Below are 23,644 nucleotides of genomic sequence, written 5' to 3'. Positions count from 1 at the left end.
GCTTGGGCTCGTACTTCCAGACGATCACGCCGTCCTTGTCTAGGTCTAGGGCGTAGACGGTGTTCGGGAAGGGGGTGTGGACGTACATCATGTTGCCGACGACGAGGTGCGAACCCTCGTGGCAGCGCAGGACGCCGGTCGAGAACGTCCAGGCCACCTGCAGCTGCTTCACTTTGCTGGCGTTGATCTGGTCGAGCTTCGAATATCGCGTGTTGGCGTAATCGACCGTCTGCAGAACCTGCTGGGCCGGATCGGCCGAGCGCTTCAGGACGTCGTCATTGGCGAAGGCGGGGGCCGAAGCCACCAGACCAGCGCCGAGTGCGAGAAGATGGACCGCTCTCATGCATTCCTCCGACAGATCTTTGACACGTCTGGAGAACAGCGAAACCTGCCCCCACATGTGCGACCTGTTATTTGCGACAGGGATAGTTCACTCCGATAGAGTCTCCCAAGTGGCTGTTTCTGCGAGACTGTTCGCCCAAACCGCCGCCTGCTCTCCCGGTCGCCGCTACCCCTTTGCGGCGCCCCTCCGAACCGAAGCTTGAATGAACTCTAAGAAAAATCGCGGCGGCGTCAACTCGATTGAGCAAGCTTGAGCTCAGGCCGCATCAAGTCCTGGTGAACGAACGTCTTCGTTAACCGCGATCTGAGCGATCGCACCCTAAAATGTTGCGTTGCAAAATCGACGATCTCCAAGATAAAAGTAATTAGACGATCGATGCACTTCTTATGCGTCACACGCATGCAGGCCCCTTGGTATGCCAATCCCCCCTCAAGCGAGCCGAGGATGTCCAAAAAAAATGGTCGCTCCGCCCAATAGGCGATCAAATTAAGCCTGCGCCGCAATGAACTATCATGCATTTTTGTGCGACAGATCATACGCTCCCAGTTCGCGTTGCAGCATCGGTTGGGCGCCATTCGATCGAGCGCTGCGTTGTCTCGCCGCATGACTGCGTAGCGGCTACTGAGGAGCGCGTTAGGCATTGAGAGTATGTGCATAATGTCGCGTCGGCGATATCGTGCCGCTCTCCCACGACCGGGACAGCGCTTTCAGGCGGCGATGACGCCCGGAAAGCGATTCGCGAGATCGTCCCGCATCGCCTCGGCCCAGGACCGGTCGCGCTCGCTTCTGGGCCGGTCGAGGGCGACGGCGGCGAGCAGGCTCGCCGGGCGCGCCGAGACGAGGAGGAGCCGGTCCGCGATCTCGATGGCCTCCGCTACGTTATGCGTGACCATGAGCACGCTCATTCCCTCACGCGCCACGGTCGCCACCACGATCTCGCGCAGGGACGCCGCCGCGCGGTCGTCCAGGGACACGAAGGGTTCGTCGAGGACCAGGATGCGGGGACGGAGGGCCAGGGCGCGGGCGAGCGCGACACGGCGTGCCATTCCGAGGGAGAGCTTCCCCGGATAGCGGCCACGCCAGGGCGTCAGCCCGAGGGATTCGAACAGGGCGTCGAGATCGCGCCCCCGATCGGAACGGGGCAGGCCGAGGCGGACATTCTGCTCGACACTGCGCCAGGGGAGGAGGCGCGGCTCCTGGAAGACCATGGCGATGCCGGCCTCGCGCGGGTCCGGGGTCACCGCGCCGTCATAAGCGTCGTCGAGGCCGAGCAGGATGCGCAGGGTCGTGGTCTTGCCGGCGCCCGAGGGGCCGATGAGGCAGGCGATCTCCGACCGGCGAATGACGAAGGAGAGATCGCGCACCGCCTCCACCGGCTCCGGCCCGCCGGCTCCATAGATCTTGCTGCGGATGGAGACGGAGAGCGCGTCCGCCCTCTCAGCGCCAGCGTCGGACATGGGCCTCGAGGCGCTGGAGGATGAGGATATCGATGGCGATCATCACGCTCATGAAGACGACGCTATAGCCGATGATGGCCGCCACGTTCAGGCTCTGGACGAAGTAGAAGTTGATGGCGAAGCCCACCCCGTTCGGACGCCCGAGCAGCTCGATCACCAGCACGATCTTCCAGGCGAGGGACAGTCCGGAGCGGGCGGCGGCCACCACGAAGGGCTGCAGCTGGGGCACCAGGACGTGGGCGATCCAGGTGCGGCGGTCGAAACGATAGCTCCGCGCCATCTCCTCCAGTCCCGGATCGAGGCCACGCGCCCCCTCGCGCACGATCACCGCCACGTTGGGCAGCTTGTTGAGCACCACCGCCAGCACCGCCGCGCCCTCGTTGAGGCCGACCCAGATGTAGGCCAGCACCGTGATCACCAGGGCGGGCGTATTGAGGAGGATGAGGAGCGGCGTGTCGAGGACGAGGTTGAACGCCTTCCAGCGGCCAAGCGCGATGCCGAGCAGGACCCCGAGCCCCATGGCGAAGAAGAACGACACGGCCACCCGTGTCAGGGTGATGCCGACGTTGCGCCACAGGTCGCCGGTGGCGGATTCCTTCACGATGAAATCGAGGATGGCGAGGGGCGCGGGCAGGAGCCGCGATTCCGCAAGCGTCGCCGCCGCCTGCCAGGCTGCGAGCAGCACCAGCACGGAGACGAGTCGCGTTGCCACTCCCATGGCATTCGCGCCGGGCCGGGCCACGATTCAGCGCACCGCGGGGGAGGGCGTGACGCGGCTCAACCGTTTCCGGCCCCGTCGAAATACAGGCCGGCAGGCAAGGTCTTGCCCGCCCCCACCAGCCGCTCGCCGCCGAGCCTGGCCAGCACGCCGAACAAGCGCTCGCCGTCGGTGCGCTCGGTGGCGAGCGGCCGGCGCGGGATGCCGGCGAGGAAATCGCGCTTCAGCGCCTCGAAGGTCGGCTCGTCCTCGGCCGACATCAGCGGCCGCACCACGTCCCAGGTGGTGGGATCGTTGGCCAGCATCTCCTTGGCGGTACGGGAGGCGCGGGCGAAGCCGGCGATGGCCTCGGCCTTGTCCGACACGGTGGCGCCCTCGAACAGGTAGCCGATGAGCGCGATCGAGCCGGTGGCGCCGAACGCGCGCATGATGTCGTCCGACCCGATGAGGCGGGTGAAACCCTTCGGCTCAAGGCGGGCACAATAGGTCCAGTAGAGCAACGCCGCGTCGAGTTCGCCCTGTTCGAGCTTGAGCGCCAGGAGCGGCGGCGCGCCGTAGGCGACCTGCGCCTGCGATTCGAGATCGATGCCGGCAGCGTCCTTGGCCTGGGCCTTGAGCAGGAGCCAGTTCTTGTCCAGCGGTCCGCCCGCCACCCCGAGCCGCTTGCCGACGAGATCCTTGAGACCGGCGATGGGGCTGCCCGCCGGCACCATCAGAGAGCCCTCGGTGGTGGAATAGGGGATGAAGCGCATCGCCCTGCCCTCGTTGCCGAGGCGCCCGGCCCAGAGCAGGTCGCCGATGATGGTGTCGACCTGTCCGCCGAGGAAGGCGATGCGGGCGGCATCGTTACCGGCGAGCTTGACCACGTCGAGGGTGAAGCCGTTGGCGGCATCGAGCCCGCGCGCCTTGATCACCGCCGCCTCCCAGGCCACGGTGCCGAAGGGCAGACTTCCCACACGGACGGCGGGACCGGCGGCTGCGGCCGTCACCGACCCGGCCAGGGGCCACAGCGCAGCCGTCGCGAGCACTCCGCGCCGTGACAGCATGAACGTCGTCTCCCTGGAACCGGCCCGCATCCGGTCCCGGCAGTCGGGACCGACGAACTATTATTCTTTCTTAATAGGGTCTCGCCCCCCCGGCGTCCACAGATCCGATCGGCCGTCCTTGGGGGCAGGGCCACCACGTCGCAGGCGACCGCCGCATTCACGGCCCCGGCGATCGTTGCCGGCGGCCTTGCCCGGACACGCGGCCCGTCGCAGAGTCCCTCGACCACCACCACGACAGTCAAAGGACCTGCAGCCATGGCCGGATCGCGCGAAGACGCCCTCGACGACGCCACCATCTCGGAGCGTCTGGCCGCCGAATTGCCGGCCTGGACCTACGAGGACGGCTGGATCCGGCGGACCTACAAGACGGCGGGCTGGAAGAGCACGCTCATGGTCATCAACACGGTGGGCCACCTCGCGGAAGCCGCCTGGCACCACCCGGACCTCACCGCCTCCTATGCCTGGGTCGAGGTGCGGCTGATGAACCACGCCGCCAAGGGCATCACCGACAAGGACTTCGCCCTCGCCAAGAAGATCGAGGAGGTGGTTGGCTGGCAGCCGGGCACCGAAGGGCAGGGCCTCGAGGGCACGCCCACCGACGCGCGCTTCGCCTACATCAAGTACGACAGGTAGGAGGGCCTCGCAGAGCTCCCGCTCACGGTCGATTCTCCCTCGGAGCATGACGGCGCGGCGGGAGTTTTCTCAGAGACGGACAGGCTCACTGCGGCTCCTTCACCCGGCGGCACTCGGTCTTGAGGTAGGCGGTCTTGCCGATCTCCTCGCCGAGGTCGGTGCGGGAGATAATCTCCTGCCAGCCGTTGGTGCAGCCGAGTTCGTTCGAGACGCGGACCTTGCGCACCTCGCTCGCCTTCTCGTCCGAGCAGGATTCGATCGGGATCGCGTTGGCGCAGACGAGCACGACGGCGATGAAGGTGTTCATGGACGGCTCCGATCCGGGCGCGGGCGGCGCCCCTCCCCGCGTCTACGTAGGGCGGAGGGAGGAGGTTTCGCGGGACGCGCGCTCTCGGAGACGATCGGAGAGCCGAGGCCTGCCGCGCTCGCCCCTCACCCCACCGCCACGAACCTCTCGGCCGAATACGTCCCCCCCTCCACCGGGTTGGCGATCCAGCGCGTGCGGCCGATGCGCAGATCGTGGCCGGCGTGGAAATGGCCGGAGACCCAGAGGTCGGGGCGGCTCGCCTCGGGCAGGTCGTCGAGGGCGGTGGTGGCGTAGAAGGCCGGTACCCACCAGGGCACGCCGGGCGTGGTCCGGAACGCGTCGGCCGCAAGCGGGCTCGCCGGATGGTGGGTCACCACCACGGTGGGGCCGGCATGCGGCAGGGCGAGGGCGGCGGCGAGTTCGGCCTTCTGCGCCAGATGCGCCGCCATGGCGTCGGCCGGCGACCAGGCGCTACCATCCCCTTTGCGGATCGAGCCGCGGAACTCGCGCGAGCCCGTCACCGGGTCGGTCATCCGCGCGGCGGCGTAGGCGACGGGATCGGCCGGGCGGTCGGGCACGGTCTCGTCGAGCCAGCGGCCGGCGAGAGCCCAGTCGCTCCACAGGGTGGTGCCGACGAAGCGCACGCCGTCGAGGACGACGCGTGCCCCGTGGTTGAGGAGGTGGACCGGACCGCCCTCCCCTTCACCGTTGATCCGCACCACTTCGGCCTCCAGGGCGGCGATCAGCTCGGGCGCGGTGCGCGGATCGCCGGTCGGCGCATAATGCTCGTGGTTGCCCGGCACAAGTACGATGGGCCGTCCCTGCGCGATCTCGCGCAGCGCCGCGAGGCCGGCCTCCGGTCGCCCCTCGTAGAGGTCGCCCGGACAGACCAGGACGTCGAACGGTTCGTCCGGCCGCGTGATCGTCTCCGGACGGCGGCGCTCGAGATGCAGGTCGGAGATCGGGAACAGACGCAAGGGAGACCTCTCAAGCCGTCGGATGGGCCGCGCGCCACTCGGCGCGGGCGGCCTTGAGGATGTCCATCGCCGAATCGGCGTTGAGCACGGCGATGCCGGCCGCCACCACGAGATCGGGCCAGGGCGAGAGCGTCAGCGCCGTGACGAGGCCGGCGCCGATGATGGCGAGATTGGCATAGGCGTCGTTGCGGGCGGAGAGATAGGCCGCCCGCGTCAGGCTTCCTCCCCCGTCCCGGTGGCGGGCCAGCATCACGGCGCAGGTGAGGTTCACGGCGAGCGCCCCGAGGCCGGCGAGCGTCAGCGGCAGGGGCGCGGGAGGCGCCATGTCCGCCACCTTCTCCCAGGCGGCGTAGGCGGTGGCGAGGGCCGGCAGCAGCAGGATGCCGGCCAGGACCATGCCGAGGCGGGCGCGGTTGCGCAGGCTCCAGCCAATCCCGGCGAAGATCAGCAGGTTGAGGGCCGCGTCCTCCAGGAAGTCCAGGCTGTCGGCGATGAGGGCGAGGGAGCCGATCGCCACGGCCACCGCGATCTCGACGGCGAAATAGGCGAGGTTCAGCCCCGCCACGCGCAGGACGACCGGGCGCAGGGACGGCGGGACCACGGGGGCGGGCGAGGGAGCGTCGGTCATCGGCTCTCAAGGACGGGCTTTTCGCAATGTTGCGCCTCTTGGACCGGCGGTGAGGTGGCTGTCGAGGCGAGATTTTCATCGTTCTCGCGCTGGATTTGCCGAAGCGCTTGTGCGACGCGACACGTCAGACGCGGGATCATGCCCGCGACAACGACGTGAGACGGGGGAGACCGACCGATGATGCCAGAGCTGCGCGTCCTGTATTTCGAGGATCTCGAGGTCGGGCTGTCCGAGACCTTGAACAAGGAGATCTCCTCCTCCGACGTTGTGGGCTTCGCCGAGATCACCGGCGACCGCAACCCGATCCACCTCTCCGAGCATTTCGCGGCGCGCACGCCCTTCGGCACCCGTATCGCCCACGGCCTCTACACCGCCGGCCTGATCTCGGCGGTGCTCGGCACCCGCCTGCCCGGCCCCGGCGCCATCTATATCAGCCAGACCCTGAACTTTCGCGCGCCGGTCCGCATCGGCGATACGGTCCAGGTCACCGTCGAGGTGGCCGAACTCGTCCCCGAGCGCCGCCGCGCCCGACTCAAATGCACCTGCTCCGTCGCCGGCGAGGTCGTGCTCGACGGTGAGGCCCTGGTGAAGGTGCCCACCAGGGAGGAGGCGGACCCGCTCGCCATCCGCATGGGCGGACGTCCCGCGAACGCGTAGCGCATTCCCCCTCTCCCCGCATGCGGGGAGAGGGGGTCTCTCGGGCCATGCGCATCATCCGCCAGGGCACAGGATGCGGCCACCGGTGACACCCATCCCCATCGACGACCCCGCCGATCCGCGCATCGCCGCCTATGCCGCCATGCGCGAGCGCGACCTCGTCGGGCGCGAGGGCCGGTTCATCGTCGAGGGAGAAGTGACCCTGCGGGTGCTGCTCTCGGGGGCCGCGCGGTTCGCGCCCGAATCGCTGCTCTTGAGCCACGAGCGGGTGGCGCCCCTCTCCGATGCGCTCGCCGCCCTGCCCGGTTCGGTGCCGGTCTATACGGCCTCGAAGGCGGTGATGAGCGCCATCGCCGGCTTCCCGATCCACCGGGGCGTGATGGCGGTGGGGTTGCGCGGAGGGGAGGCTCCCTTCGCCCTCCCCCCGCCTCCGGCCCCCGCCCTCGTGGTCGGCCTCGTCGGGCTGACCAACCATGACAATGTCGGCGGCCTGTTCCGCAACGCCGCCGCCTTCGGGGCCGACGGCGTGCTCCTCGACCCCGCCACCTGCGACCCGCTCTACCGCAAGGCCATCCGGGTCTCGGCCGGCGCGGCGCTGATCGTGCCCTTCGCCCGCCTCGACGCGGAGGCGATGCTGGACTTCGCGCAAGCCAACGCCCTCGTTCCCCTCGCCTTCAGCCCGCGGGGAGACGAGGTGCTCGCCGAGCTGCCGCCGCTGCCACGAACGCTCCTTCTCCTCGGGACCGAGGGGCCCGGCCTGTCGCACGGCCTGATGACGCGGACCCGCACCGTGCGGATCCCCATGGCCCCCGGATTCGATTCCCTGAACGTGGCCACGGCCGGGGCGCTGGCGCTCCATCACCTGGCCATGCGGCGCCCTTGATGCGGGCACGCGACAATCCGTGGCAATTGTCCCGCCCCTGCCGCCGGTCGAGATTAGGCGGCAAGCTAGACCGGTACGGGCGGTATCCCGCACTCGGGGCTTTGAGCTTGGCACGGATGCCGATACGCCTGCGCATGGGAGGTTTCCCATCGGAGGTCGTCGACGAGGGAGTTGATCGCGTTGCTTCAGTCACGGGATGGCCTGCGGACCCTGTCAGGACGCCGCGTCATCGTCGTCGGCGCCGGTCCGGGGGGATTGGCGACGGCGCTCCTTCTCGCCCGCGCCGGCGTTCACGTCACCCTGGTCGAGAAGGACCCGGCCGTGGGAGGCCGGACGAAGACCGTGGAGGCCCCCGGCGGCTACCGGTTCGACATCGGCCCGACCTTCTTCCTCTATCCACAGATTCTCGCGGACATCTTCGAGACCTGCGGCGAGCGGCTCGAGGATCACGTCAAGCTCGAACGGCTCGATCCGCAATACCACCTCGTCTTCGAGGCGGGCGGCGAGATCCGCGCCACCAACGACATGGAGCGGCTTGAGGCCGAGGTCGCCCGCATCGCCCCGGACGACGCCAGGAACGTGCGACGATTCTTCGCCGACAACCGGGTGAAGCTGAAATTCTTCAAGCCGGTGCTGGAACAGGCCTTCCACACCCTGCGCAGCATGGCCTCCCCGGCCATGATCGCCGCCCTACCCCACCTCCATCCCGGCCGCAGCGTCGACAAGGACCTGCAGCGCTACTTCAAGGACCCGCGGGTCCGCCTCGCCTTCGCGTTCCAGACCAAGTACCTCGGCATGTCGCCGTTCCGCTGCCCGAGCCTGTTCACGATCCTGTCGTTCCTCGAATACGAGCACGGGGTCTACCATCCGGTGGGAGGCTGCGGCGCGGTGTCGGAGGCGATGGCGGGCCTCGCCCGCCGCATGGGCGTGGACATCCGCCTCGGCACGTCGGTGGACAGGGTGCTCTTCGACGGCAAGAAAGCGGTCGGCGTGGTCTGCGGAGCCGAGACGCTGAAGGCCGACGCCGTGGTCATCAACGGCGATTTCGCCAAGGTGATCAAGGATCTGGTGCCTCAGACGCACCGCCCGCGCTGGCGCGACGCCAAGATCGACAAGGCCCGCCTCTCCTGCTCGACCTTCATGATGTATCTCGGGATCGAGGGAAAAGTCCCGGCGGGGCTCGGCCACCACACCATCTTCCTGTCCGAGGAGTACGCCCGCAACATCCGCGAGATCACCGAGGGCACCCTGCCGATGCAGCCCTCGCTCTACGTCCAGCACGCGGGCTACACCGACGGCGGCATGGCGCCGGCCGGCCATACCAGCCTCTACGTCCTCGTCCCGGTGCCGAACCTGAAGGCGGGGATCGACTGGCCCGCCACCCGCGAGAGCTACCGCCGCCTCGTCCTCGACCGGCTGAAGCTGCTGGGCCTGACCGACATCGAGGAGCGCATTCGCTACGAGCGCATCGTCGACCCGTCGCAATGGCGGGACGACTTCTTCGTGCATGAGGGCGCCACCTTCAACCTCGCCCACGACCTGATGCAGATGCTGTATTTCCGCCCCCACAACCGCTTCGGACCGGGGCTCTACCTCGTCGGCGGCGGCACCCATCCGGGTTCGGGCCTGCCGGTGATCTACGAGGGGGCCCGCATCACCGCGCGCCTCCTCATCGAGGAGCTTTCCGCCGGTCGCGTAGGCGCGGAGGCCGCCGGCATCCCCACCACCTCGCCGCTTGCCACCTCGGGCGAGACCTCGTGAGGGGCGTTTTCGCGGTGGCCCTCACCGCCGTCATGGCCTGCGGCGGCGCGCGGGCGGCCACGGTGGAAGTGCTGGTGGAGGGGATCGAGCCCGGCGCCGGCACGGTCTACGTCGCCCTGTGCCAGGGCGGCCTGTCGGAGGCCGAATGCCGCAACGGGCAGGACGTCCCGGCGGATGGCCGCAGCCGGCGGGTGGTTCTCACCGGCATCGAGCCCGGCATCTACGCGGTCGCCGCCTACCAGGATCTCGACGGCAACCGCCGCCTCGACCGCACCGGCCTCGGCCTGCCGCTGGAACCCTATGGCTTCTCCGGCGAGACGGGCCGTGCCCGACCGGATTTCAGCCGCGCGCGCTTCACCCTGCGCGAGCCCGGGGTCGCGGTGCGGGTGCGCCTCGTCCGCGCCCTGCCACCCCGCTGACCCCGCCGCTCATGAATCCGGGACAGGAGCCCCTGGTCGTGGTCCGGGGCGCCACCCTCGCCTATGGCGGGCATCTCGTCCTGCGCGGCGTCGATTGCCGGATCGAGGCGGGCGAGACCCTGGCCCTGCTCGGCCCCAACGGCGCCGGCAAGAGCTCGCTCATGCGCCTCGTGGCCGGACGCCTGCCCCCTGACAGCGGCATCGTGCGGATCGCCGGGGCCGACCCGTTCCGCGAACGCGAGGCGCGGCGCGTCATCGGCTGGGTGCCCCAGGAGATCGCCCTCTATCCCCGCCTCACCGTGGCCGAGAATCTCTCCGTCTTCGCCCAGCTCTCGGGGATCGGCCGGCGCGAGCGCAAGGCGGCGGTCCGGTCCGCCCTGGATCTGGCCGATCTCGGCGAGGTGGCCCGCCGCCCGGTGGGCCACCTGTCCGGCGGCTACCAGCGTCGGGCCAACATCGCCGCGAGCCTGATGGCGCGGCCGAGCCTCGTCCTCCTCGACGAGCCGACCCAGGGGGTGGACCTGCACGCCCGCGCGGCGATCCATGCGGTGCTCGCGCGCCTGCGGGCGCAAGGCGCCGCCATCCTCGTCGCCACCCACGATTTCGCCGAGGCCGAACGCCTCGCCGACCGAGTCGCCATCCTGGCGGACGGTCGCCTCGTCCAGGAGGGCCGCCTCGCGGTCCTGCTGGAGCGCATCCGCGCGGAGGTGCCCGAGCACGAAGTGGCGTTGGCGACCCTCGCCGATCCCGCCGCCGAGGCGGCCCTGCGCCGGGCGGGATTCAGCCCCGTCGATACCGGCCTGACCTGGCGGGCCAGCCACAGGGCCGGGCTCGACGGGACCGCCCTCCTCGGCACCTTACGGGCGGAGGGCGTGCCGGTGGCCGAGATCCGCATTCGTGCGCCGGGCCTGGAGGCGGTCTATCGCGAGGCCCTGAACCGCGCCGAACCGAACCGTCCCATCCCCCTCCGCCGGACGGGAACCGAGGCATGATCACCGCCGCCTTCCGGGTGATGCTGATCAGCCTGCGGCGGGACCGGGCCGCCCTGGTCATGGCCTTCGTCCTGCCGACCGTGATCTTCATGATCTTCGCCGCGATCTTCTCGGGCGCCATCGGCGACCGCATCCGCATCCATCTCGGCCTCGTCGACCTCGCCGGCACGGCGACCACCGGCCGGCTGATGACGGCTCTCGAAGCCGACCCCTCCCTGCGGATCGAGCGGTTGAGCGCCACGACCCTCGCCGAGGCGACGGGCGCGGTGCGGCGCGGAGAGGTCGATGCCGCCCTGGTCCTGCGCGGCGATCTCGACGCGCCGGCGACGGGAGCCCCGCCGGAGGCCGCCCAGCCGGTGGTGCTGATCGAGAACCCGGCCCGCGCGCTGGCCACCCCGATCGCCCTGGGCCAGTTGCAGCGCGTCCTCAACGAGTCGCTGCCCGACGTGGTCCTCGCCCGGATCGTCGCCGATGTGGAGCGCTCCGGCAAGATCGGGCCGGACGAGCGCGCCTTCCTGACCCAGGCCTTCGCCGAGCAGCGCGCCCGCAAGGAGCCGTTCTCCTTCGCCTCCCTGGTGGAGCGGCGGAGCACGGCCTCGGGCCGCACCAACGAGCGGGTGAGCTACTATGCCGGCGCCATCACCGCCGTGTTCCTACTGTTCGCCGCCATGCAGGGGGCGATGTCCCTGGTGGAGGAACGGCAATCGGGCCTCGCCGACCGGCTCATGGCCGGGCCGGGGGGCCTGGCCGTGGTGGTCCTGGGCAAGTTCCTGTTCCTGGTGATCCAGGGCGTGGTCCAGGCGGGCCTGATCTTCGCCGCCGCCGCCCTGGTCTACGGGGTCGAGATCGGCCCGCACTGGCCGGCCTGGATCGTCACCTCGCTTCTGGTCTCGGCCATGGCGGCGGGTCTGGCGCTCGCCGCCTGCGCGGCGGCCAACACCCGCCAGCAGGCCCATCTCGCCTCCACCTTCGGGGTGCTGCTGCTCTCGGCGGTGGGGGGCAGCATGGTCCCGCGCTTCCTGATGCCGCTCTGGCTGCAGCAGGCCGGCTGGCTCACCCCCAACGCCTGGGCCATCGAGGCCTACCAGACGGCGCTCGGCGAAGGCATGGCCGCAACCATGCCGGCCTGGGGCGTGATGATCACCGTGGCGGCGCTGGGACTGGTGGCGGCGGTGGGGCTGGTGTCGCGGCGGGTGGTGTGAGCCCGCGGGGTCCGCCTCGGACCCGAAACAGGGAAGAACTCAGGCGGCGCGACCGGTTAGCGCGTTGACCCCCGGCCGATCCGGTCTAGCTTACCCGTCATAGGGCGCGGCCTTGTCCGCATCCGGGGAGTGACGATGAACATGCGGGTCGGGTCTTCGGTCGCCGTGGTCGGCGCAGGATTGGGTGGCCTCGCGGCGGCCTGCGTCAGCGCCGCACGCGGCCACACGGTGACGCTCTACGACAAGAACGACTGGCTCGGCGGCAAGGCCGCGGTGCTGCACGAGGGCGGCTTCCGGTTCGACATGGGGCCGACCATCCTCACCGTGCCCAAGGTGCTGGAGCGCATCTTCCAGGAGGCCGGCCGCAACATCCACGACTATCTGGACCTGCGCCGCCTCGACCCGCAATGGCGCTGTTTCTTCGACGACGACACCCGTCTCGACCTCATGGCCGACGTGCCCACCATGGCCGCCGACATGGAGCGTTTCGCCCCCAATACCGGGGCCGGCGAGGGCTACAAGAAGTTCCTCGAGATCTCCGAGCACCTGCACGACGTCTCGAACAAGTTCTTCTTCTGGAAGCCGGTGGAAGACCTGTTCGACACGATCAACATCCGCGCCAACATGAACCCCGGCACCCTGCGGGACGTCCTGTCCCTGCGCATGGGATCGTCGGTGGCCGGCACCATCCGCTCCAAGGTCAAGGACGCGCGGCTCGCGCAGATGCTCGACCACTTCGTGCAATATGTCGGTTCGTCCCCCTACGGCGCGCCGGCCGTGCTCTGCGCCATCGCCCATATGCAGACGGCGGAAGGCGTCTGGTACCCGATGGGCGGCACCCGCGCGGTGGCCGAAGCGCTGACGAAGCTCGCCTCCGAACTCGGCGCCACCCTGCGGCCGGGCGACGAGGTCACCGGCCTCGCCATCGAGAAGGGTACGGTGAAGGGCGTCAAGACCGCCGCCGGCATCACCCCGTTCGACGCGGTGATCTCCAACATGGATTCGGTGCGCACCTATCGCGAGCTCGTCGGCGGCGATGTCGGCAAGGCCTATGAGAAGAAGAGCTTCGAGCCGGCCTGTTCGGGCGTGGTGCTCTATCTCGGCCTGAACAAGCGCTACGAGCACCTCAATCATCACGACTTCGTCTTCTCCCGCGATCCGGAGGAGGAGTTCGACTACATCTACCGCAAGGGCGAGCCGGCCCCCGATCCGACCGCCTATCTCGCCGCGCCGTCCTCCACCGACCCGTCGGTGGCGCCGGAGGGGGGCGAGGCGCTCTACGTCCTCGTCCACACGCCGTATCTGCGCCCGCACCACGACTGGTCGACGATGTTTCCGGCCTACCGGCAGGTGATCCTCGACAAGCTCAAGCGCACCGGCCACATGCCGGACCTTGAAGAGCGCATCGTCGTCGAGCGCCACCTGACGCCGCAGGACATCCATGAGCGCTACAAGGTGCTCAACGGCGCGATCTACGGCCTCGCCTCGCACGGCAAGTTCATGGGCGCGTTCAAGCCCGGCAACCGCTCGCGGCAGGTGCGCGGCCTCTACCTCGCGGGCGGCGCGGCCCATCCCGGCCCCGGCATGCCCATGGTGATGATGTCGGGCTGGATCGCCGCCGACGCGCTCGATTCCGACGCGCAGGGCGGAGACACCCGCGGCGAGGTGCGGCAGAGCGCGTGAGCCCGCCGGCTCCCTCCACGCCGCGCCATTCGCCGCCGATCTGGCGGTTCATGGTCTGGTACTTCGACCGGTTCCTGCGCCGCCACATGAACGCGCTCCGGCTCGCCCGCTGGGGCGTGCCGGAAATGTCCGGCCATTCCGGTCCCATCGTCGTCTATCTGAACCACCCCGCCTGGTGGGACGCGGCCGTGGTGATCCTCCTCGCCGGCCGCCTCTTCCCGGACCGGACGAGCCACGCGCCATTCGACGCGGCGGCGCTGGAGAAATACGCCGTCTTCTCCCGCATCGGCGCGTTTCCGGTGGATCTCGATTCGGCCCGCGGCGCCGCGCAGTTCCTGAAACGGTCCCGCGCCATCCTGGGGGCACCGGGGCAGATGCTCTGGGTGACGGCGCAGGGACGCTTCGCCGATATCCGCACCCGGCCGCTGGGCCTGCGCGGCGGCGTGGCGCGCCTGCCCGAGCTCGCCCCCGACGCCCTGTTCGTGCCCCTGGCGCTGGAATACGCCTTCTGGGAAGAGCGCGGCGCCGAAGCCTTCGCCGCCTTCGGCACGCCGGTGCGGGGCGCCGATCTCCTCGCCCTGGCCCGGCCGGAGCGGCTGGCGCGCATGGAGACCGACCTGACTGCCACCCTCGACCGGCTCTCCGCCGACGTCGCCGCCCGCGAGCCCGGCCGCTTCACGATCCTGACCTCCGGCGGCAAGGGTATCGGCGGCATCTATGACGGCTGGCGCCGGATGCGGTCCGTCCTCACCGGTCGCCGCTTCGACCCGGCCCACCGCTCCGAGGGAGACAGAGCCCCGTGACCCTCGTCCTGGCGCTCGTCGCCCTCGCCTTCGCCCTCCTCCCCGCCATCCTGGCCTGCGCGAACCTCATCGCCCTGCGCACGCCCGAGCCCGAGGCGGCACGGGACGCGCTGGTCTCGATCCTGATCCCCGCCCGCGACGAGGAGGACACCATCGTCGAGACGGTCCGGGCCGCGCTGGCGAGCACCGGCATCGCCGTGGAGGTGCTGGTGGGAGACGACCATTCCACCGACGCCACGGCAAGCCTCGTCCGCGCCCTGGCGGAGACCGATCCCCGGCTTCGGCTCGTCCCGGTGCCCGCTCTGCCGGAGGGATGGACGGGGAAGAACCATGCCTGCGCCGCTCTCGCCGCCGAGGCGAGGGGCGAGCACCTCCTCTTCATCGACGCCGACGTCACCCTGGCGTCCGCCGCGGCGGCCGGGCTCGTGGCCCATGCCCGCGCCACGGGGGCCGCCCTGGTGAGCGCCGTGCCGCGCCAGATCATGGGCAGCCTCGGCGAGCGGCTCACCGTGCCGATGATCAATTTCCTCCTCGTCGGCTACCTCCCCGTGCCGATGATGCGCGCCTCGCTCCGCCCGGCGCTGGGCGCCGCCTGCGGCCAGCTCGTCCTCGTTGACCGCGCCGTCTACGACCGGACCGGCGGCCACGGTGCCATCCGCGGGCGCCTGCATGACGGCGTGTTCCTGCCCCGGATCCTGCGCCATGCCGGGCATCGCACCGACCTCGTGGCCGGGCACGCCCTCGCCACCTGCCGGATGTACAAAAACCTCGCCGCGTGCTGGGCCGGGTTCTCGAAGAACGCCCATGAGGGCATGGCCACGCCCCGCGCCCTCCCGGTCTGGACGCTGCTGCTGCTGGCGGGCCATGTCCTGCCGCTGCTGCTCGTGCTCGCCGCCGCCTTCGGCCTCGCGACACCCCATGCAGGGCTGGTGGCGCTCGCCGCCCTCGTCGTGTCGCTCGCCACCCGGGCGGCGATCACCCTCATCACCCACGAGCCGGCCGCGACCATCCTCCTCCACCCGCTCGGTGTGGTGGTGGCCCTGGCGATCCAGTGGAACGTCCTGCTGTCCCCCGAGCGCGCCGGAGCGGCGGTGTGGAAGGGGCGGAGCTATCCGGTGAAGGGGGCGTAGGACGCCTTCTTCCCGGCCGTAGGCGAGGCCGGGCTTCCCAAGGGCGCCGTCGTCTCTCGTCCGCTCTTCCGGGTCACCGCCGCACGCAGGATTCCCCTCCCCGCGACGCAAGCATCGGTTTGGTGCCACCGCGATGAAGCGTCGACCGAACCAGCGACCGCCGAGCGTGGAACGAAGTATACCAACTGTTTGTTTTTTTTGACGTATATGTCAAAAACTCTTGGTTTTATAATTTATGCAGATCGAATACTCGGGTCTACGCGGCGCGACATTGTCTACCCCCAGAGGGATCCGATCATAGCCTGCCCGTGCCCATCAAACAGCTCGGAATGCGATGGCTTCGATGGTCCGCTGTCTCGTCACCACCGGGACCACCCCGTCCCGATCATTTTTCCCAGATGTGGCGGATGAAACATCCTGCTCGTTCGTGGGCCGTAACAGGGCAAGATTTCGCGAAATCATGCTGAATCCCCGTCCATTAGTGCATTATGATGCTTGCTTGCACATCTGATATGCCAAATACTGAATACCAGCTGGCGACGTCTGATCCTGCCGATCACGTGCCGCGGCCGAGGGAGCCAATCCACTGGGGTGCCTCGATCTTCCAGACCTCAAGTATCCATGTCCATGATCAGGGAGAAAGCTCATGGCGACGTCCGTGACCGCGCCCATAACGGCGCAACCTTCAAAGCGATGGCTCCAACTCATCCTCGGAGTGGCCTGTATGGTCGCGGCGGCGAACATCCAGTACGCCTGGACGCTGTTCGTCCCTGAAATTCAGAAGACCTTCGGCTGGGACCGCGCCGCGATCCAGGTCGCCTTCACGATCTTCGTCGTGGTGCAGACATGGCTGACCCCGATTGAAGGCTATTTCATCGACAAGTACGGCCCGAGCCGGGTCGTGATGTTCGGCGGTCTGATGACCGGCCTCGCCTGGGTCATCAACTCCTACGCCACCTCGCTCACGGGCTTCTATCTCGGCTCCGTGGCCGGCGGCATCGGCGTGGGCTGCGTCTATGCCACCTGCATCAACAACGCCCTGAAATGGTTCCCGGACAAGCGCGGCCTCGCGGTCGGCCTGACGGCGGGTGGCTACGGCGCCGGTTCGGCCCTCACCATCCTGCCGATCGCCAGCATGATCTCGCAGGGCAGCTACGCCCAGGCCTTCTTCATCTTCGGCCTGATCCAGGGCTCGATCATCATGCTGGCCGCCATCGGCCTGCGCTCCCCGGCGAAGGACCAGGTCACCTTCTCGACCAAGGTCCTGCAGAGCCGGCGCGACTACACCCTCGGGGAAGCCCTGCGCACGCCGGTCTTCTACGTCATGCTGCTCATGTTCACCTGCACGGTCACCGGCGGCCTGATGGCCGTGGCCCAGCTCGGCGTCATCGCGCAGGATCTCGGCGTGAAGGAGTTCCAGGTCAACCTGTACTTCTTCGCCATGGCGGCCCTGCCCTTCGCGCTGATGCTCGACCGGATCATGAACGGCATCTCGCGGCCGCTCTTCGGCTACATCTCGGACCGGATCGGGCGCGAGAAGACGATGTTCATCGCCTTCTCCATGGAGGGCATCGGCATCGTCGCCCTGGGTTACTTCGGCTCGAATCCCTGGGCCTTCGTGATCCTGTCCGGCATCGTGTTCCTGGCCTGGGGCGAGGTCTACTCGCTGTTCAGCGCCACGGCCGCCGACACGTTCGGCTCCAAGCATATCGGCAAGATCTACGGCGTGCTCTACTGCGCCAAGGGTTTCGCCGCCCTGTTCGTCCCGCTCGGCAACATCCTGATGCAGGCCACGGGCACCTGGGCGACGGTGCTGTATACGGTGGCGATCATGGATCTCTTCGCCGCGTTCCTGGCCGTGGCCGTCCTCCGGCCGATGCTCAAGCGCCACCACGTCGCCAACGGCTCGGTCACGCCGGCGGGCGCCCTGGCCCACGCCTGATCGACCGCTCGCCCCGCCCGACCGGCGGGGCGAGACCGGTTCGGCTGAAGGACCGGCCCATCGGCCCTTTGGCGACCCACCCCGGAGCGGGCCGCCTCTCCACCGATACGGCATCCCGCCCCGCCTGTGTGCCGGCCTCGCGATGGCCGCCGGGCCGACGCCACCTCGTTTCATCGCGCCTCCTTCGAGGAGCGCCATCTCCGCCAGTCCCGTGTTGCCCCACGCGCCGTCACGTCCGACCCTGATCGGCGACCGCCGGAGTGCCCGAGATGAACATCGCAGCCATCCTCGCCCTGCAGAGCATCCCGTTCGCGGCCCTGGTGCTCGCCACGGCCGGCGCCCACCGCGATCTCTTCGCGGTGCTGTATGTCGCGGCCCTGGGCCTGACCCTCTCCATCATCATCTTCGGCGACGGGTACCACACGCTGCCGCTGATGCCCGGCATGTCCGGCGGCAACCATCGCTGAAGCCCCCTTGCACGGCGGTGACAAGGCGGCGTCCCGGCCGATGCGAGCCCCGCCCGCCGGGACGACCCGGCGGCTCCGCGCCGGAAACATGGCCGTCATACGGAATGTGATATACCAGAGATCATGGTGCGGTGCGATACAGCCTCCATCGCAGCTGCAAGAGAGGCTTGTTCCGTGATCGCTCTGTTCCTCCTCGGCCTCGCCGCCGTCGCCGTCGGCCCCGCTTTGGCCCTGCTCACGGACCGCGCCGAATCGGCTGAGACGGTCTCCGGCACGACCTCCGCCGGCATGTTCGTCGCCATCAACGACAACGCCCGGGCATCCTACCGTCTGGCCGCCTGAGCCGTATCCGGTCGATCGGCCCCTCCCTCACGGATTCTCCCCGCCAGCTCCGGCTTCGGCGGGGTTTTTCATGCCCGGCGGGATGGCGATCGGGCGCGCCTCAGCCGCCGGTCTCCGCAAGGATCCACGAGGCGGTGCCGGCATCGGCGCCGGATGTGGCGAGATGCAGGATGATCGGTGTCTCGTAGGGATGGCGCTGCTTCAGGGCGGCGGCGAGGGAATCGGCGAGCCCCTCCCGCGTCTTGAGGATGGCGACGACCTCCTCGCCCCGCTCCACCGCCCCCTTCCAGGCATAGACCGACCGCATTCCCGGCAGGACGTTGACGCAGGCGGCCAGGCGCGCGCGCACCAGTTCCTCGCCGATGGCGAGTGCCGTCTCGGCATCGGGAAAGGTGGTGTAGACGAGAAGCGGACGCTCCATGCTATGGGTCTGCGGGTCAGCGGCCTGTTCCGAGCGGAATGAGGCGCGCGGCGAAGCCCGGCGTCAACACGAGCGGACGATCATCCATGGCGCGGCGCTTCCAGAGGATCGCCTTCATCGCGAGTCCCACCGTCGATGCGCGCAGCGCGGCCGACACGCTGATGCGGCGCTACGACAGCGTCGCCCCCGAGGAGGCCGACGTGATCGTGGCGCTCGGCGGCGACGGGCTGATGCTTCAGGCGCTCCACCGCTTCATGCTGGCCGGCACGCCGATCTACGGCATGAATCGCGGCACCGTCGGCTTCCTGATGAACGAATACCGCGAGGACAACCTCCTCGAACGGCTGGAGAGCACCAAGCGCAGCACCATCCACCCGCTCATGATGGAGGCGGTGGACGTGGAGGGACGCCGGCACACGGCGCGGGCCATCAACGAAGTCTACATGCTGCGCCAGACGCACCAGACCGCCAAGCTGAAGATCTCGGTGGACGGGCATGTGCGCCTGCCGGAGCTCATCGCCGACGGCGTACTCTGCGCGACGCCCGCCGGCTCCACCGCCTACAACCTCTCGGTGGGCGGGCCGATCCTGCCCCTGAACTCGCGGCTCCTGGCACTGACCCCGATCTCGGCCTTCCGCCCCCGGCGCTGGCACGGCGCCCTGCTGCCGGACCACGCCCGCATCCATGTGGAGGTGCTCGACGCGGCGCATCGCCCGGTGGCGGCGGTGGCCGACCACACCGAGTTCCGCCGGGTCTGCACCGTGGAGACCTGGCTCGACCTCAAGACCGACCTCACTCTCCTCCACGATCCCGGCCACAGCCTCGACGAGCGGATTCTTCGCGAACAGTTCGGCTGATGTGACGCCGCGCGACGGCGCGCACGGCCCCCCGGACCGGGTTCCGCTGGCGCTCCACCCGTCCGGGGAAGGGGCTCAGCGCTTCCGGACACGGCCAGTGCCGGCACGTTTTCCAGGCGTGTGGTAGCGCCAGCGCAAGCCGACCCGAACCTGGTGCAAGACGCGCCGGGCCGGCGGCTCATCCCCTCATCGCCAGCAAGAAGGAACACCTACAGGGCATTGAAAAAGCTTGATTTTTCTCGTTCATCCGGATCGACTCCGATCCTCCCGCTTCGCCCGGTACGCACCGACCGTGCTGCCCACCGAAGCCGCCATGATGCTGGCGATGGCGGCGCCCTGCAGGGGCGTCAGGCGCTCCCCGAGGATGAGGAAGCCGGCGAGCGCGCCGCAGACCGGCTCGAGGCTCAGCAGGATGCCGAAGGTCCGGCGCGGCAGGCCCCGCAGGGCCACCATCTCCAGGGAATAGGGGATCGCGCTCGACAGGATCGCCACGGCGAGGCCGGCCACGATGAGGGAGGGCGAGAGCAGCGCCCTGCCCGCCTGCGCGATGCCGAAGGGCAGGATCACCAGGGCCGCGACGCTCATGCCGAGGGCCACCGCCTGCCCGCCGGGCAGGTGCCCCGCCCTCTGGCCGACGAGGATGTAGAGCGCCCAGCACAGGGCGGCGCCCAGCGCACAGGCGACGCCGACGGGATCGAGGCCGGCGCTCGCCCGATCCAGGGGCAGCAGCAGGCATAGCCCCAGCAGGGCGAGCGCCACCCAGACGAGATCGACGGCGCGCCGCGACGAGGCCACCGCCACGGTGAGCGGCCCGACGAACTCGATGGCGATGGCGAGCCCCAGCGGGATCGTCCGCAGGGAGAGGTAGAACAGCAGGTTCATGCCGCCGAGCACGAGCCCGTAGAGCACCACCACACCGGCATCGCGCCGGCCGAGCGGCCGGCGCCAGGGCCGCCACACCGCGAGCAGCAGCACCGCCGCCAGGGTGACGCGGTAGGCCGAGGTCCCCTCCGCACCGATCACTGGGAACAGCTGCTTGGCGAAGGAGGTGCCGATCACGAGGGAGAGGATCGAGCCCACCAGGGCGGCCACGGGAGCGAGGCCGGCGAGGATGGTCCTGGTGTCGGTGCCTGTCATGCCGCCCTCTTAGCCGGACGAGGGCGAGGGGGCGACGGTCGGCGGAGACTGGGCGTCCCCGACACCGTCACGCCGCGAGGCGCATCCTGTCGCGGTCGGCGCGGTAGCTGGCGATGAGGGCGTCGGGGATGGCGTCCAGGATCGCATCGGCCTCGCGGGTCAACGATGGGCCGATGTCGATCCGCACCGGGTCGGGCACGGCGCCGAATTCCGGCTGGGATACGACGAGGGGCTGCACGTCGATCGTCACGAGGTCGTGGCCGGTGAGGTCGATGGGCGCGGCGGCCAGGGGACGGACCTGTGCCCTCGCCTCGCGAACGCTCGCCCTCAGCCCGTCGGACAGGGAATCGAGCACGGATTCCAGCGTCTCCCCCCGCTCGACGGCGATGGTGTCGATGCGGACGGGCTGGAGGGCCAGCGGCGCGGGCTGGGCGGGGCGGTGGGAGACGAGCTGCTGCGCGAGACGCCATTCGGCGTCGAGGATCTGCATCCGCGTCCGGGTCTCCTGCCTCGCCTGCTCCTCCCTGGCCCTGGCGGCGACACGGACCTCCTCGCGGGCGGCCTCGGCTTCGTAGCGGGCGAGAAGGGCCATGACGCTCTGCGCCACGGCGAGCGGCATGGTCTCGCAGGCGGTGAGCGCGCGTTCGATCATCCGGCGCGACAGGGTGGCATCACCGGGCTCGGCCTGGGGACCGGCCTCGCGCCAGGCCGAGAGCGCGGCGACGAAGGCGGGCAGCAGGACGGGCGGCAATCCGGCGCGGCGGTGGAGGGCGGCGAAACCCGAGGCGGAGGGGTCAAGCATCAGCCCGGCCACGCGGTCGGCCTTCAGGCCGGTGAGATCGGAGAGGGCCGCCTCCGCGAAGGCCATGCGGCCCGACAGGATCGCCCGCAGGATCAGGCCGGCATTGAGCTGGCCCCGGATGCGGAGATGGCTCACGAGGCGGGCGAGGTCCGCCCCGGCAGCGCCGGCGCTCACCTCCAGGGTGCTGCGCTCCAGGGCCTCGCGGCTCGCCTGCTCGCCGCGCGCCGGGGTGAGCCAGCCCGAGGCGATGGCGAAGGCCGAGAGCGATGCCGCCACGCGAGCGGTGACGGCCTGCCGCACTTCGAGAGGCAGGCCGGCCCGTGTCGTCAGCGCGTCCCGCAGGCCGGCATCGTCGCCGTGCCGCTCCACCATCCGCATCAGGCTGCCGGTGGTGATGCGGGCGTCCCGGTTGCGCACCAGGGCGGTGAGGGAGGGGACGCCGCCGATCTCGGCCATGGCGCCGGACACCGCGTGGGAGAGGCCGAGCCGGCCGGCGATGGCGGTGCGGGTGGTCTCGCAGCCGACGGCGATGCCATCGACGAGATCGGCATCGGTGAGGACGGACGAGCGCCGCAGGACCAGGGCGGCGATGTCGGGCTGGTCGCCGGCCAAAGCCACGACCAGGGGCCGGGGCGCGGTGGCACAACCGGCGCAGGCTTCCGCCAGGGCGCGGCGCACAGCGGGGGCCGGGTCGTCGAGGAGCGCCAGGATCGCCGCTTGCGCGTCGCGCGCCGTCACGGCATCGAGCCCGCCATAGAGATAGGCCCGGGTCAGCGCCGCCGCGGCCTCCGCGCGGCGGTCGATGGAGGCGTCACGGGTCCAGGACAGGAATTGGCGGATGATCATTGACCGCTCCGGGTCGTGAAGAGTGAGAGATCGAGAGGTTTGGACGTGAAGGAGCCGGCCTGCTGGGCAGTCGCAGCCGTGAGTTCGGCGGGCCGGCGCGGGGGCAGCGGGGCGCCGACGAGGGCGGCGGCCGTGGCGGTGGCGGGCGGCGTCGTGGCCGCGACCTTCGCCGGCTCCGCCGGGATGGCGGCGGTGACCGACACCGTCTCGCCTGTCCCGTCCGAACGCGGGAAATAGGTGGGCGCGCGGTGCGCCGGCTCCTGTGAGGAGGCCGGCGACGACGTGGCCCTGCCCTGCCACAGGCGGGCGACCCCCTCGGACATCGCCCCCTGGCGCTTGTCGGTCTGGAACAGCGCCCGCAGGCCGCCGCCATCGATGGCCGCATAGGCGGAGACGGGATCGGTCGTGGAGGCCGGCTCGATGGCGGCCCCCGCCAGGGCCGTGAGGGCGGGCCGCGAGGCGGATTGGCTGGCGGACAGGAGCGCGTAGAGTTCGGCGGCGCCCCGGGGCCGGCCGGTCTTGTCGTAGAACAAGCCCCGGTTGGCGGCGGCCGCCTCCGGCATGTCGAGGGCGGCGGCGCGCGCCGGGCTCGCCTGCGCGGTGCCGATCAGGGTCGCCGCCCCGCGCGCGCCGAGCACGTGGGCGGCGTAGAGGTCGCCGCCGGTGGGTTCGCGCCCGAGGGCGGCGGTGAGCGCCTCGCCGTTACGCTGGGTCAGGGCGCCGGCCATGGTGGCGGCCACCGCCGGGTCACGGCGGAGATCGAGGATGGTCTGCCGGGCGGTGGCGTCCTCGACCGCGTAGGTTCCGTTGGGCTTGGCGGTGATGGCGTCGGCATAGGCCGAGAGGCCGAGCTTGGGCCCCGCATTCTTCATCGTCCCGAGCCAGGTCTGTTCGATGAACTGGAACAGGCCTGTGGCCGAGGACGTGGCGGCCTTGGCCGAGGGGTCGAGGGAGGATTCGCGCTTGGCCATGGCCAGGAGATAGTCGAACTCGGTGCCGGTGCTGCGCGCGCCGCTGCGAATCGCATCGACCACGCCCGCCGGCGCGGATCCGGCGGCCGTCCCCGTATTCGCCCCACCCCGCGTGCCCGCGTCCCGGCCGAGGCCGGTCTCGCGCGTGCTGACGGGGGGCGTGGTGAAGAGGAACATGGCCGTCCGACTGCAGGCGGACCTGACACTGTCGGCCTGAGCC

General features: G+C 70.0%; 24 protein-coding genes and 1 pseudogene. 14 read left to right on the top strand and 11 right to left on the bottom strand.

The genetic code is table 11. The annotated features are described in order from the left end of the window. The 4 genes and pseudogenes from MKK51_RS20150 to MKK51_RS20135 form a co-directional block, all read right to left on the bottom strand. Positions 1 to 343, bottom strand: a pseudogene (locus tag MKK51_RS20150) (PQQ-dependent dehydrogenase, methanol/ethanol family); the annotation flags it as partial. Positions 344 to 1,050: 707 nt separating this feature from the next. Continuing rightward, the gene (locus tag MKK51_RS20145; RefSeq protein ID WP_243980165.1) at positions 1,051 to 1,800 is read right to left on the bottom strand and encodes an ABC transporter ATP-binding protein; all 750 of its coding nucleotides are present in this window, start codon (positions 1,798 to 1,800) and stop codon (positions 1,051 to 1,053) included. Next, entirely contained in the window at positions 1,781 to 2,518 is a 738-nt protein-coding gene (locus MKK51_RS20140; RefSeq protein WP_243980183.1) for an ABC transporter permease, read from the bottom strand. The genes MKK51_RS20145 and MKK51_RS20140 overlap by 20 nt, the downstream gene beginning before the upstream one ends. Before the next feature lie 59 nt (positions 2,519 to 2,577). Continuing rightward, a complete protein-coding gene (locus MKK51_RS20135; protein ID WP_243980164.1) occupies positions 2,578 to 3,564 on the bottom strand; it encodes an ABC transporter substrate-binding protein in 987 nt (328 codons plus the stop codon). A gap of 255 nt (positions 3,565 to 3,819) precedes the next feature. Between MKK51_RS20135 and MKK51_RS20130 the strand changes: the two genes are divergently transcribed. Next, a complete protein-coding gene (locus MKK51_RS20130) occupies positions 3,820 to 4,197 on the top strand; it encodes a 4a-hydroxytetrahydrobiopterin dehydratase (RefSeq protein WP_243980162.1) in 378 nt (125 codons plus the stop codon). 85 nt (positions 4,198 to 4,282) lie between these two features. Here the strand turns inward: MKK51_RS20130 and MKK51_RS20125 are convergent, their stop codons facing one another. The 3 genes from MKK51_RS20125 to MKK51_RS20115 all read right to left on the bottom strand — a co-directional run bounded on the left by MKK51_RS20125 (position 4,283) and on the right by MKK51_RS20115 (position 6,109). Next, complete coding sequence (locus MKK51_RS20125) at positions 4,283 to 4,504, bottom strand: hypothetical protein (protein ID WP_243980159.1); 222 nt, start codon at positions 4,502 to 4,504, stop codon at positions 4,283 to 4,285. A 125-nt stretch (positions 4,505 to 4,629) separates the two neighbouring features. After that, complete coding sequence (locus MKK51_RS20120) at positions 4,630 to 5,481, bottom strand: metallophosphoesterase (RefSeq protein ID WP_243980158.1); 852 nt, start codon at positions 5,479 to 5,481, stop codon at positions 4,630 to 4,632. Between the two features lie 10 nt (positions 5,482 to 5,491). Continuing rightward, a complete protein-coding gene (locus MKK51_RS20115) occupies positions 5,492 to 6,109 on the bottom strand; it encodes a cation transporter (protein WP_243980156.1) in 618 nt (205 codons plus the stop codon). Positions 6,110 to 6,286: 177 nt separating this feature from the next. Here MKK51_RS20115 and croR point away from each other — a divergent pair, with 177 nt between their 5' ends. The 12 genes from croR (at position 6,287) to MKK51_RS20055 (ending at position 18,390) form a co-directional block, all read left to right on the top strand. Next, entirely contained in the window at positions 6,287 to 6,766 is a 480-nt protein-coding gene (gene croR / locus MKK51_RS20110; RefSeq protein WP_027173515.1) for a 3-hydroxybutyryl-CoA dehydratase, read from the top strand. Between the two features lie 73 nt (positions 6,767 to 6,839). Continuing rightward, entirely contained in the window at positions 6,840 to 7,649 is an 810-nt protein-coding gene (locus MKK51_RS20105) for a TrmH family RNA methyltransferase (protein WP_243980154.1), read from the top strand. 180 nt (positions 7,650 to 7,829) lie between these two features. Further along, on the top strand, positions 7,830 to 9,410 hold the full coding sequence (gene crtI / locus MKK51_RS20100) for a phytoene desaturase family protein (RefSeq protein ID WP_243980152.1): 1,581 nt from the start codon (positions 7,830 to 7,832) through the stop codon (positions 9,408 to 9,410). After that, a complete protein-coding gene (locus tag MKK51_RS20095) occupies positions 9,407 to 9,829 on the top strand; it encodes a DUF2141 domain-containing protein (RefSeq protein ID WP_409565733.1) in 423 nt (140 codons plus the stop codon). Before crtI ends, MKK51_RS20095 begins: the two co-directional genes overlap by 4 nt. 11 nt (positions 9,830 to 9,840) lie before the next feature. Beyond that, positions 9,841 to 10,821 carry an ABC transporter ATP-binding protein gene (locus tag MKK51_RS20090; protein WP_243980150.1) on the top strand — a complete coding sequence of 327 codons (981 nt, stop codon included), beginning with the start codon at positions 9,841 to 9,843 and terminating at the stop codon, positions 10,819 to 10,821. Next, positions 10,818 to 12,023, top strand: a complete 1,206-nt coding sequence (locus MKK51_RS20085) for an ABC transporter permease (protein ID WP_243980149.1) — start codon at positions 10,818 to 10,820, stop codon at positions 12,021 to 12,023. The genes MKK51_RS20090 and MKK51_RS20085 overlap by 4 nt, the downstream gene beginning before the upstream one ends. A gap of 141 nt (positions 12,024 to 12,164) precedes the next feature. After that, entirely contained in the window at positions 12,165 to 13,706 is a 1,542-nt protein-coding gene (locus MKK51_RS20080) for a phytoene desaturase family protein (RefSeq protein ID WP_243980147.1), read from the top strand. Then, a complete protein-coding gene (locus tag MKK51_RS20075) occupies positions 13,703 to 14,509 on the top strand; it encodes a lysophospholipid acyltransferase family protein (protein WP_409565732.1) in 807 nt (268 codons plus the stop codon). Before MKK51_RS20080 ends, MKK51_RS20075 begins: the two co-directional genes overlap by 4 nt. Next, a complete protein-coding gene (locus tag MKK51_RS20070) occupies positions 14,506 to 15,639 on the top strand; it encodes a glycosyltransferase (RefSeq protein ID WP_243980145.1) in 1,134 nt (377 codons plus the stop codon). The genes MKK51_RS20075 and MKK51_RS20070 overlap by 4 nt, the downstream gene beginning before the upstream one ends. 646 nt (positions 15,640 to 16,285) lie before the next feature. Continuing rightward, the gene (gene oxlT / locus MKK51_RS20065) at positions 16,286 to 17,581 is read left to right on the top strand and encodes an oxalate/formate MFS antiporter (protein ID WP_279601235.1); all 1,296 of its coding nucleotides are present in this window, start codon (positions 16,286 to 16,288) and stop codon (positions 17,579 to 17,581) included. A 269-nt stretch (positions 17,582 to 17,850) separates the two neighbouring features. Next, complete coding sequence (locus MKK51_RS20060; protein WP_243980141.1) at positions 17,851 to 18,048, top strand: hypothetical protein; 198 nt, start codon at positions 17,851 to 17,853, stop codon at positions 18,046 to 18,048. Positions 18,049 to 18,222: 174 nt separating this feature from the next. Beyond that, complete coding sequence (locus MKK51_RS20055; protein WP_243980139.1) at positions 18,223 to 18,390, top strand: hypothetical protein; 168 nt, start codon at positions 18,223 to 18,225, stop codon at positions 18,388 to 18,390. 100 nt (positions 18,391 to 18,490) lie between these two features. On the opposite strand, the gene cutA is transcribed toward MKK51_RS20055, so the two are convergent. Continuing rightward, complete coding sequence (gene cutA / locus MKK51_RS20050) at positions 18,491 to 18,811, bottom strand: divalent-cation tolerance protein CutA (RefSeq protein WP_243980137.1); 321 nt, start codon at positions 18,809 to 18,811, stop codon at positions 18,491 to 18,493. Between the two features lie 86 nt (positions 18,812 to 18,897). On the opposite strand from cutA, the gene MKK51_RS20045 reads away from it, so the two are divergent. Next, positions 18,898 to 19,668 (top strand): NAD kinase, encoded by a 771-nt coding sequence (locus MKK51_RS20045; protein WP_243980135.1) that lies wholly within the window; start codon positions 18,898 to 18,900, stop codon positions 19,666 to 19,668. Between the two features lie 243 nt (positions 19,669 to 19,911). On the opposite strand, the gene MKK51_RS20040 is transcribed toward MKK51_RS20045, so the two are convergent. From MKK51_RS20040 to MKK51_RS20030, 3 genes are all read right to left on the bottom strand, one after another. Continuing rightward, positions 19,912 to 20,805 carry an EamA family transporter gene (locus MKK51_RS20040; protein ID WP_243980133.1) on the bottom strand — a complete coding sequence of 298 codons (894 nt, stop codon included), beginning with the start codon at positions 20,803 to 20,805 and terminating at the stop codon, positions 19,912 to 19,914. Between the two features lie 67 nt (positions 20,806 to 20,872). Next, a complete protein-coding gene (locus MKK51_RS20035; protein ID WP_243980131.1) occupies positions 20,873 to 22,453 on the bottom strand; it encodes a DUF2336 domain-containing protein in 1,581 nt (526 codons plus the stop codon). Further along, complete coding sequence (locus MKK51_RS20030; RefSeq protein ID WP_243980128.1) at positions 22,450 to 23,601, bottom strand: transglycosylase SLT domain-containing protein; 1,152 nt, start codon at positions 23,599 to 23,601, stop codon at positions 22,450 to 22,452. The genes MKK51_RS20035 and MKK51_RS20030 overlap by 4 nt, the downstream gene beginning before the upstream one ends. Positions 23,602 to 23,644: the final 43 nt, after the last annotated feature.

Origin of the sequence: Methylobacterium sp. E-045 (assembly GCF_022829685.1) — a bacterium.
In the GTDB taxonomy this organism is placed as follows: domain Bacteria; phylum Pseudomonadota; class Alphaproteobacteria; order Rhizobiales; family Beijerinckiaceae; genus Methylobacterium.
This window is presented reverse-complemented; position numbering and strand designations above follow the sequence as displayed.

Coding starts and splice junctions, on each gene's coding strand:
- MKK51_RS20145 (WP_243980165.1), bottom strand. CDS start 1,800: ATGTCCGACGCTGGCGCTGAGAGGGCGGACGCGCTCTCCGTCTCCATC.
- MKK51_RS20140 (WP_243980183.1), bottom strand. CDS start 2,518: ATGGGAGTGGCAACGCGACTCGTCTCCGTGCTGGTGCTGCTCGCAGCC.
- MKK51_RS20135 (WP_243980164.1), bottom strand. CDS start 3,564: ATGCTGTCACGGCGCGGAGTGCTCGCGACGGCTGCGCTGTGGCCCCTG.
- MKK51_RS20130 (WP_243980162.1), top strand. CDS start 3,820: ATGGCCGGATCGCGCGAAGACGCCCTCGACGACGCCACCATCTCGGAG.
- MKK51_RS20125 (WP_243980159.1), bottom strand. CDS start 4,504: ATGAACACCTTCATCGCCGTCGTGCTCGTCTGCGCCAACGCGATCCCG.
- MKK51_RS20115 (WP_243980156.1), bottom strand. CDS start 6,109: ATGACCGACGCTCCCTCGCCCGCCCCCGTGGTCCCGCCGTCCCTGCGC.
- croR (WP_027173515.1), top strand. CDS start 6,287: ATGATGCCAGAGCTGCGCGTCCTGTATTTCGAGGATCTCGAGGTCGGG.
- MKK51_RS20105 (WP_243980154.1), top strand. CDS start 6,840: ATGCGGCCACCGGTGACACCCATCCCCATCGACGACCCCGCCGATCCG.
- MKK51_RS20090 (WP_243980150.1), top strand. CDS start 9,841: ATGAATCCGGGACAGGAGCCCCTGGTCGTGGTCCGGGGCGCCACCCTC.
- MKK51_RS20085 (WP_243980149.1), top strand. CDS start 10,818: ATGATCACCGCCGCCTTCCGGGTGATGCTGATCAGCCTGCGGCGGGAC.
- MKK51_RS20080 (WP_243980147.1), top strand. CDS start 12,165: ATGCGGGTCGGGTCTTCGGTCGCCGTGGTCGGCGCAGGATTGGGTGGC.
- oxlT (WP_279601235.1), top strand. CDS start 16,286: ATGGCGACGTCCGTGACCGCGCCCATAACGGCGCAACCTTCAAAGCGA.
- MKK51_RS20060 (WP_243980141.1), top strand. CDS start 17,851: ATGAACATCGCAGCCATCCTCGCCCTGCAGAGCATCCCGTTCGCGGCC.
- cutA (WP_243980137.1), bottom strand. CDS start 18,811: ATGGAGCGTCCGCTTCTCGTCTACACCACCTTTCCCGATGCCGAGACG.
- MKK51_RS20045 (WP_243980135.1), top strand. CDS start 18,898: ATGGCGCGGCGCTTCCAGAGGATCGCCTTCATCGCGAGTCCCACCGTC.
- MKK51_RS20040 (WP_243980133.1), bottom strand. CDS start 20,805: ATGACAGGCACCGACACCAGGACCATCCTCGCCGGCCTCGCTCCCGTG.
- MKK51_RS20035 (WP_243980131.1), bottom strand. CDS start 22,453: ATGATCATCCGCCAATTCCTGTCCTGGACCCGTGACGCCTCCATCGAC.
- MKK51_RS20030 (WP_243980128.1), bottom strand. CDS start 23,601: ATGTTCCTCTTCACCACGCCCCCCGTCAGCACGCGCGAGACCGGCCTC.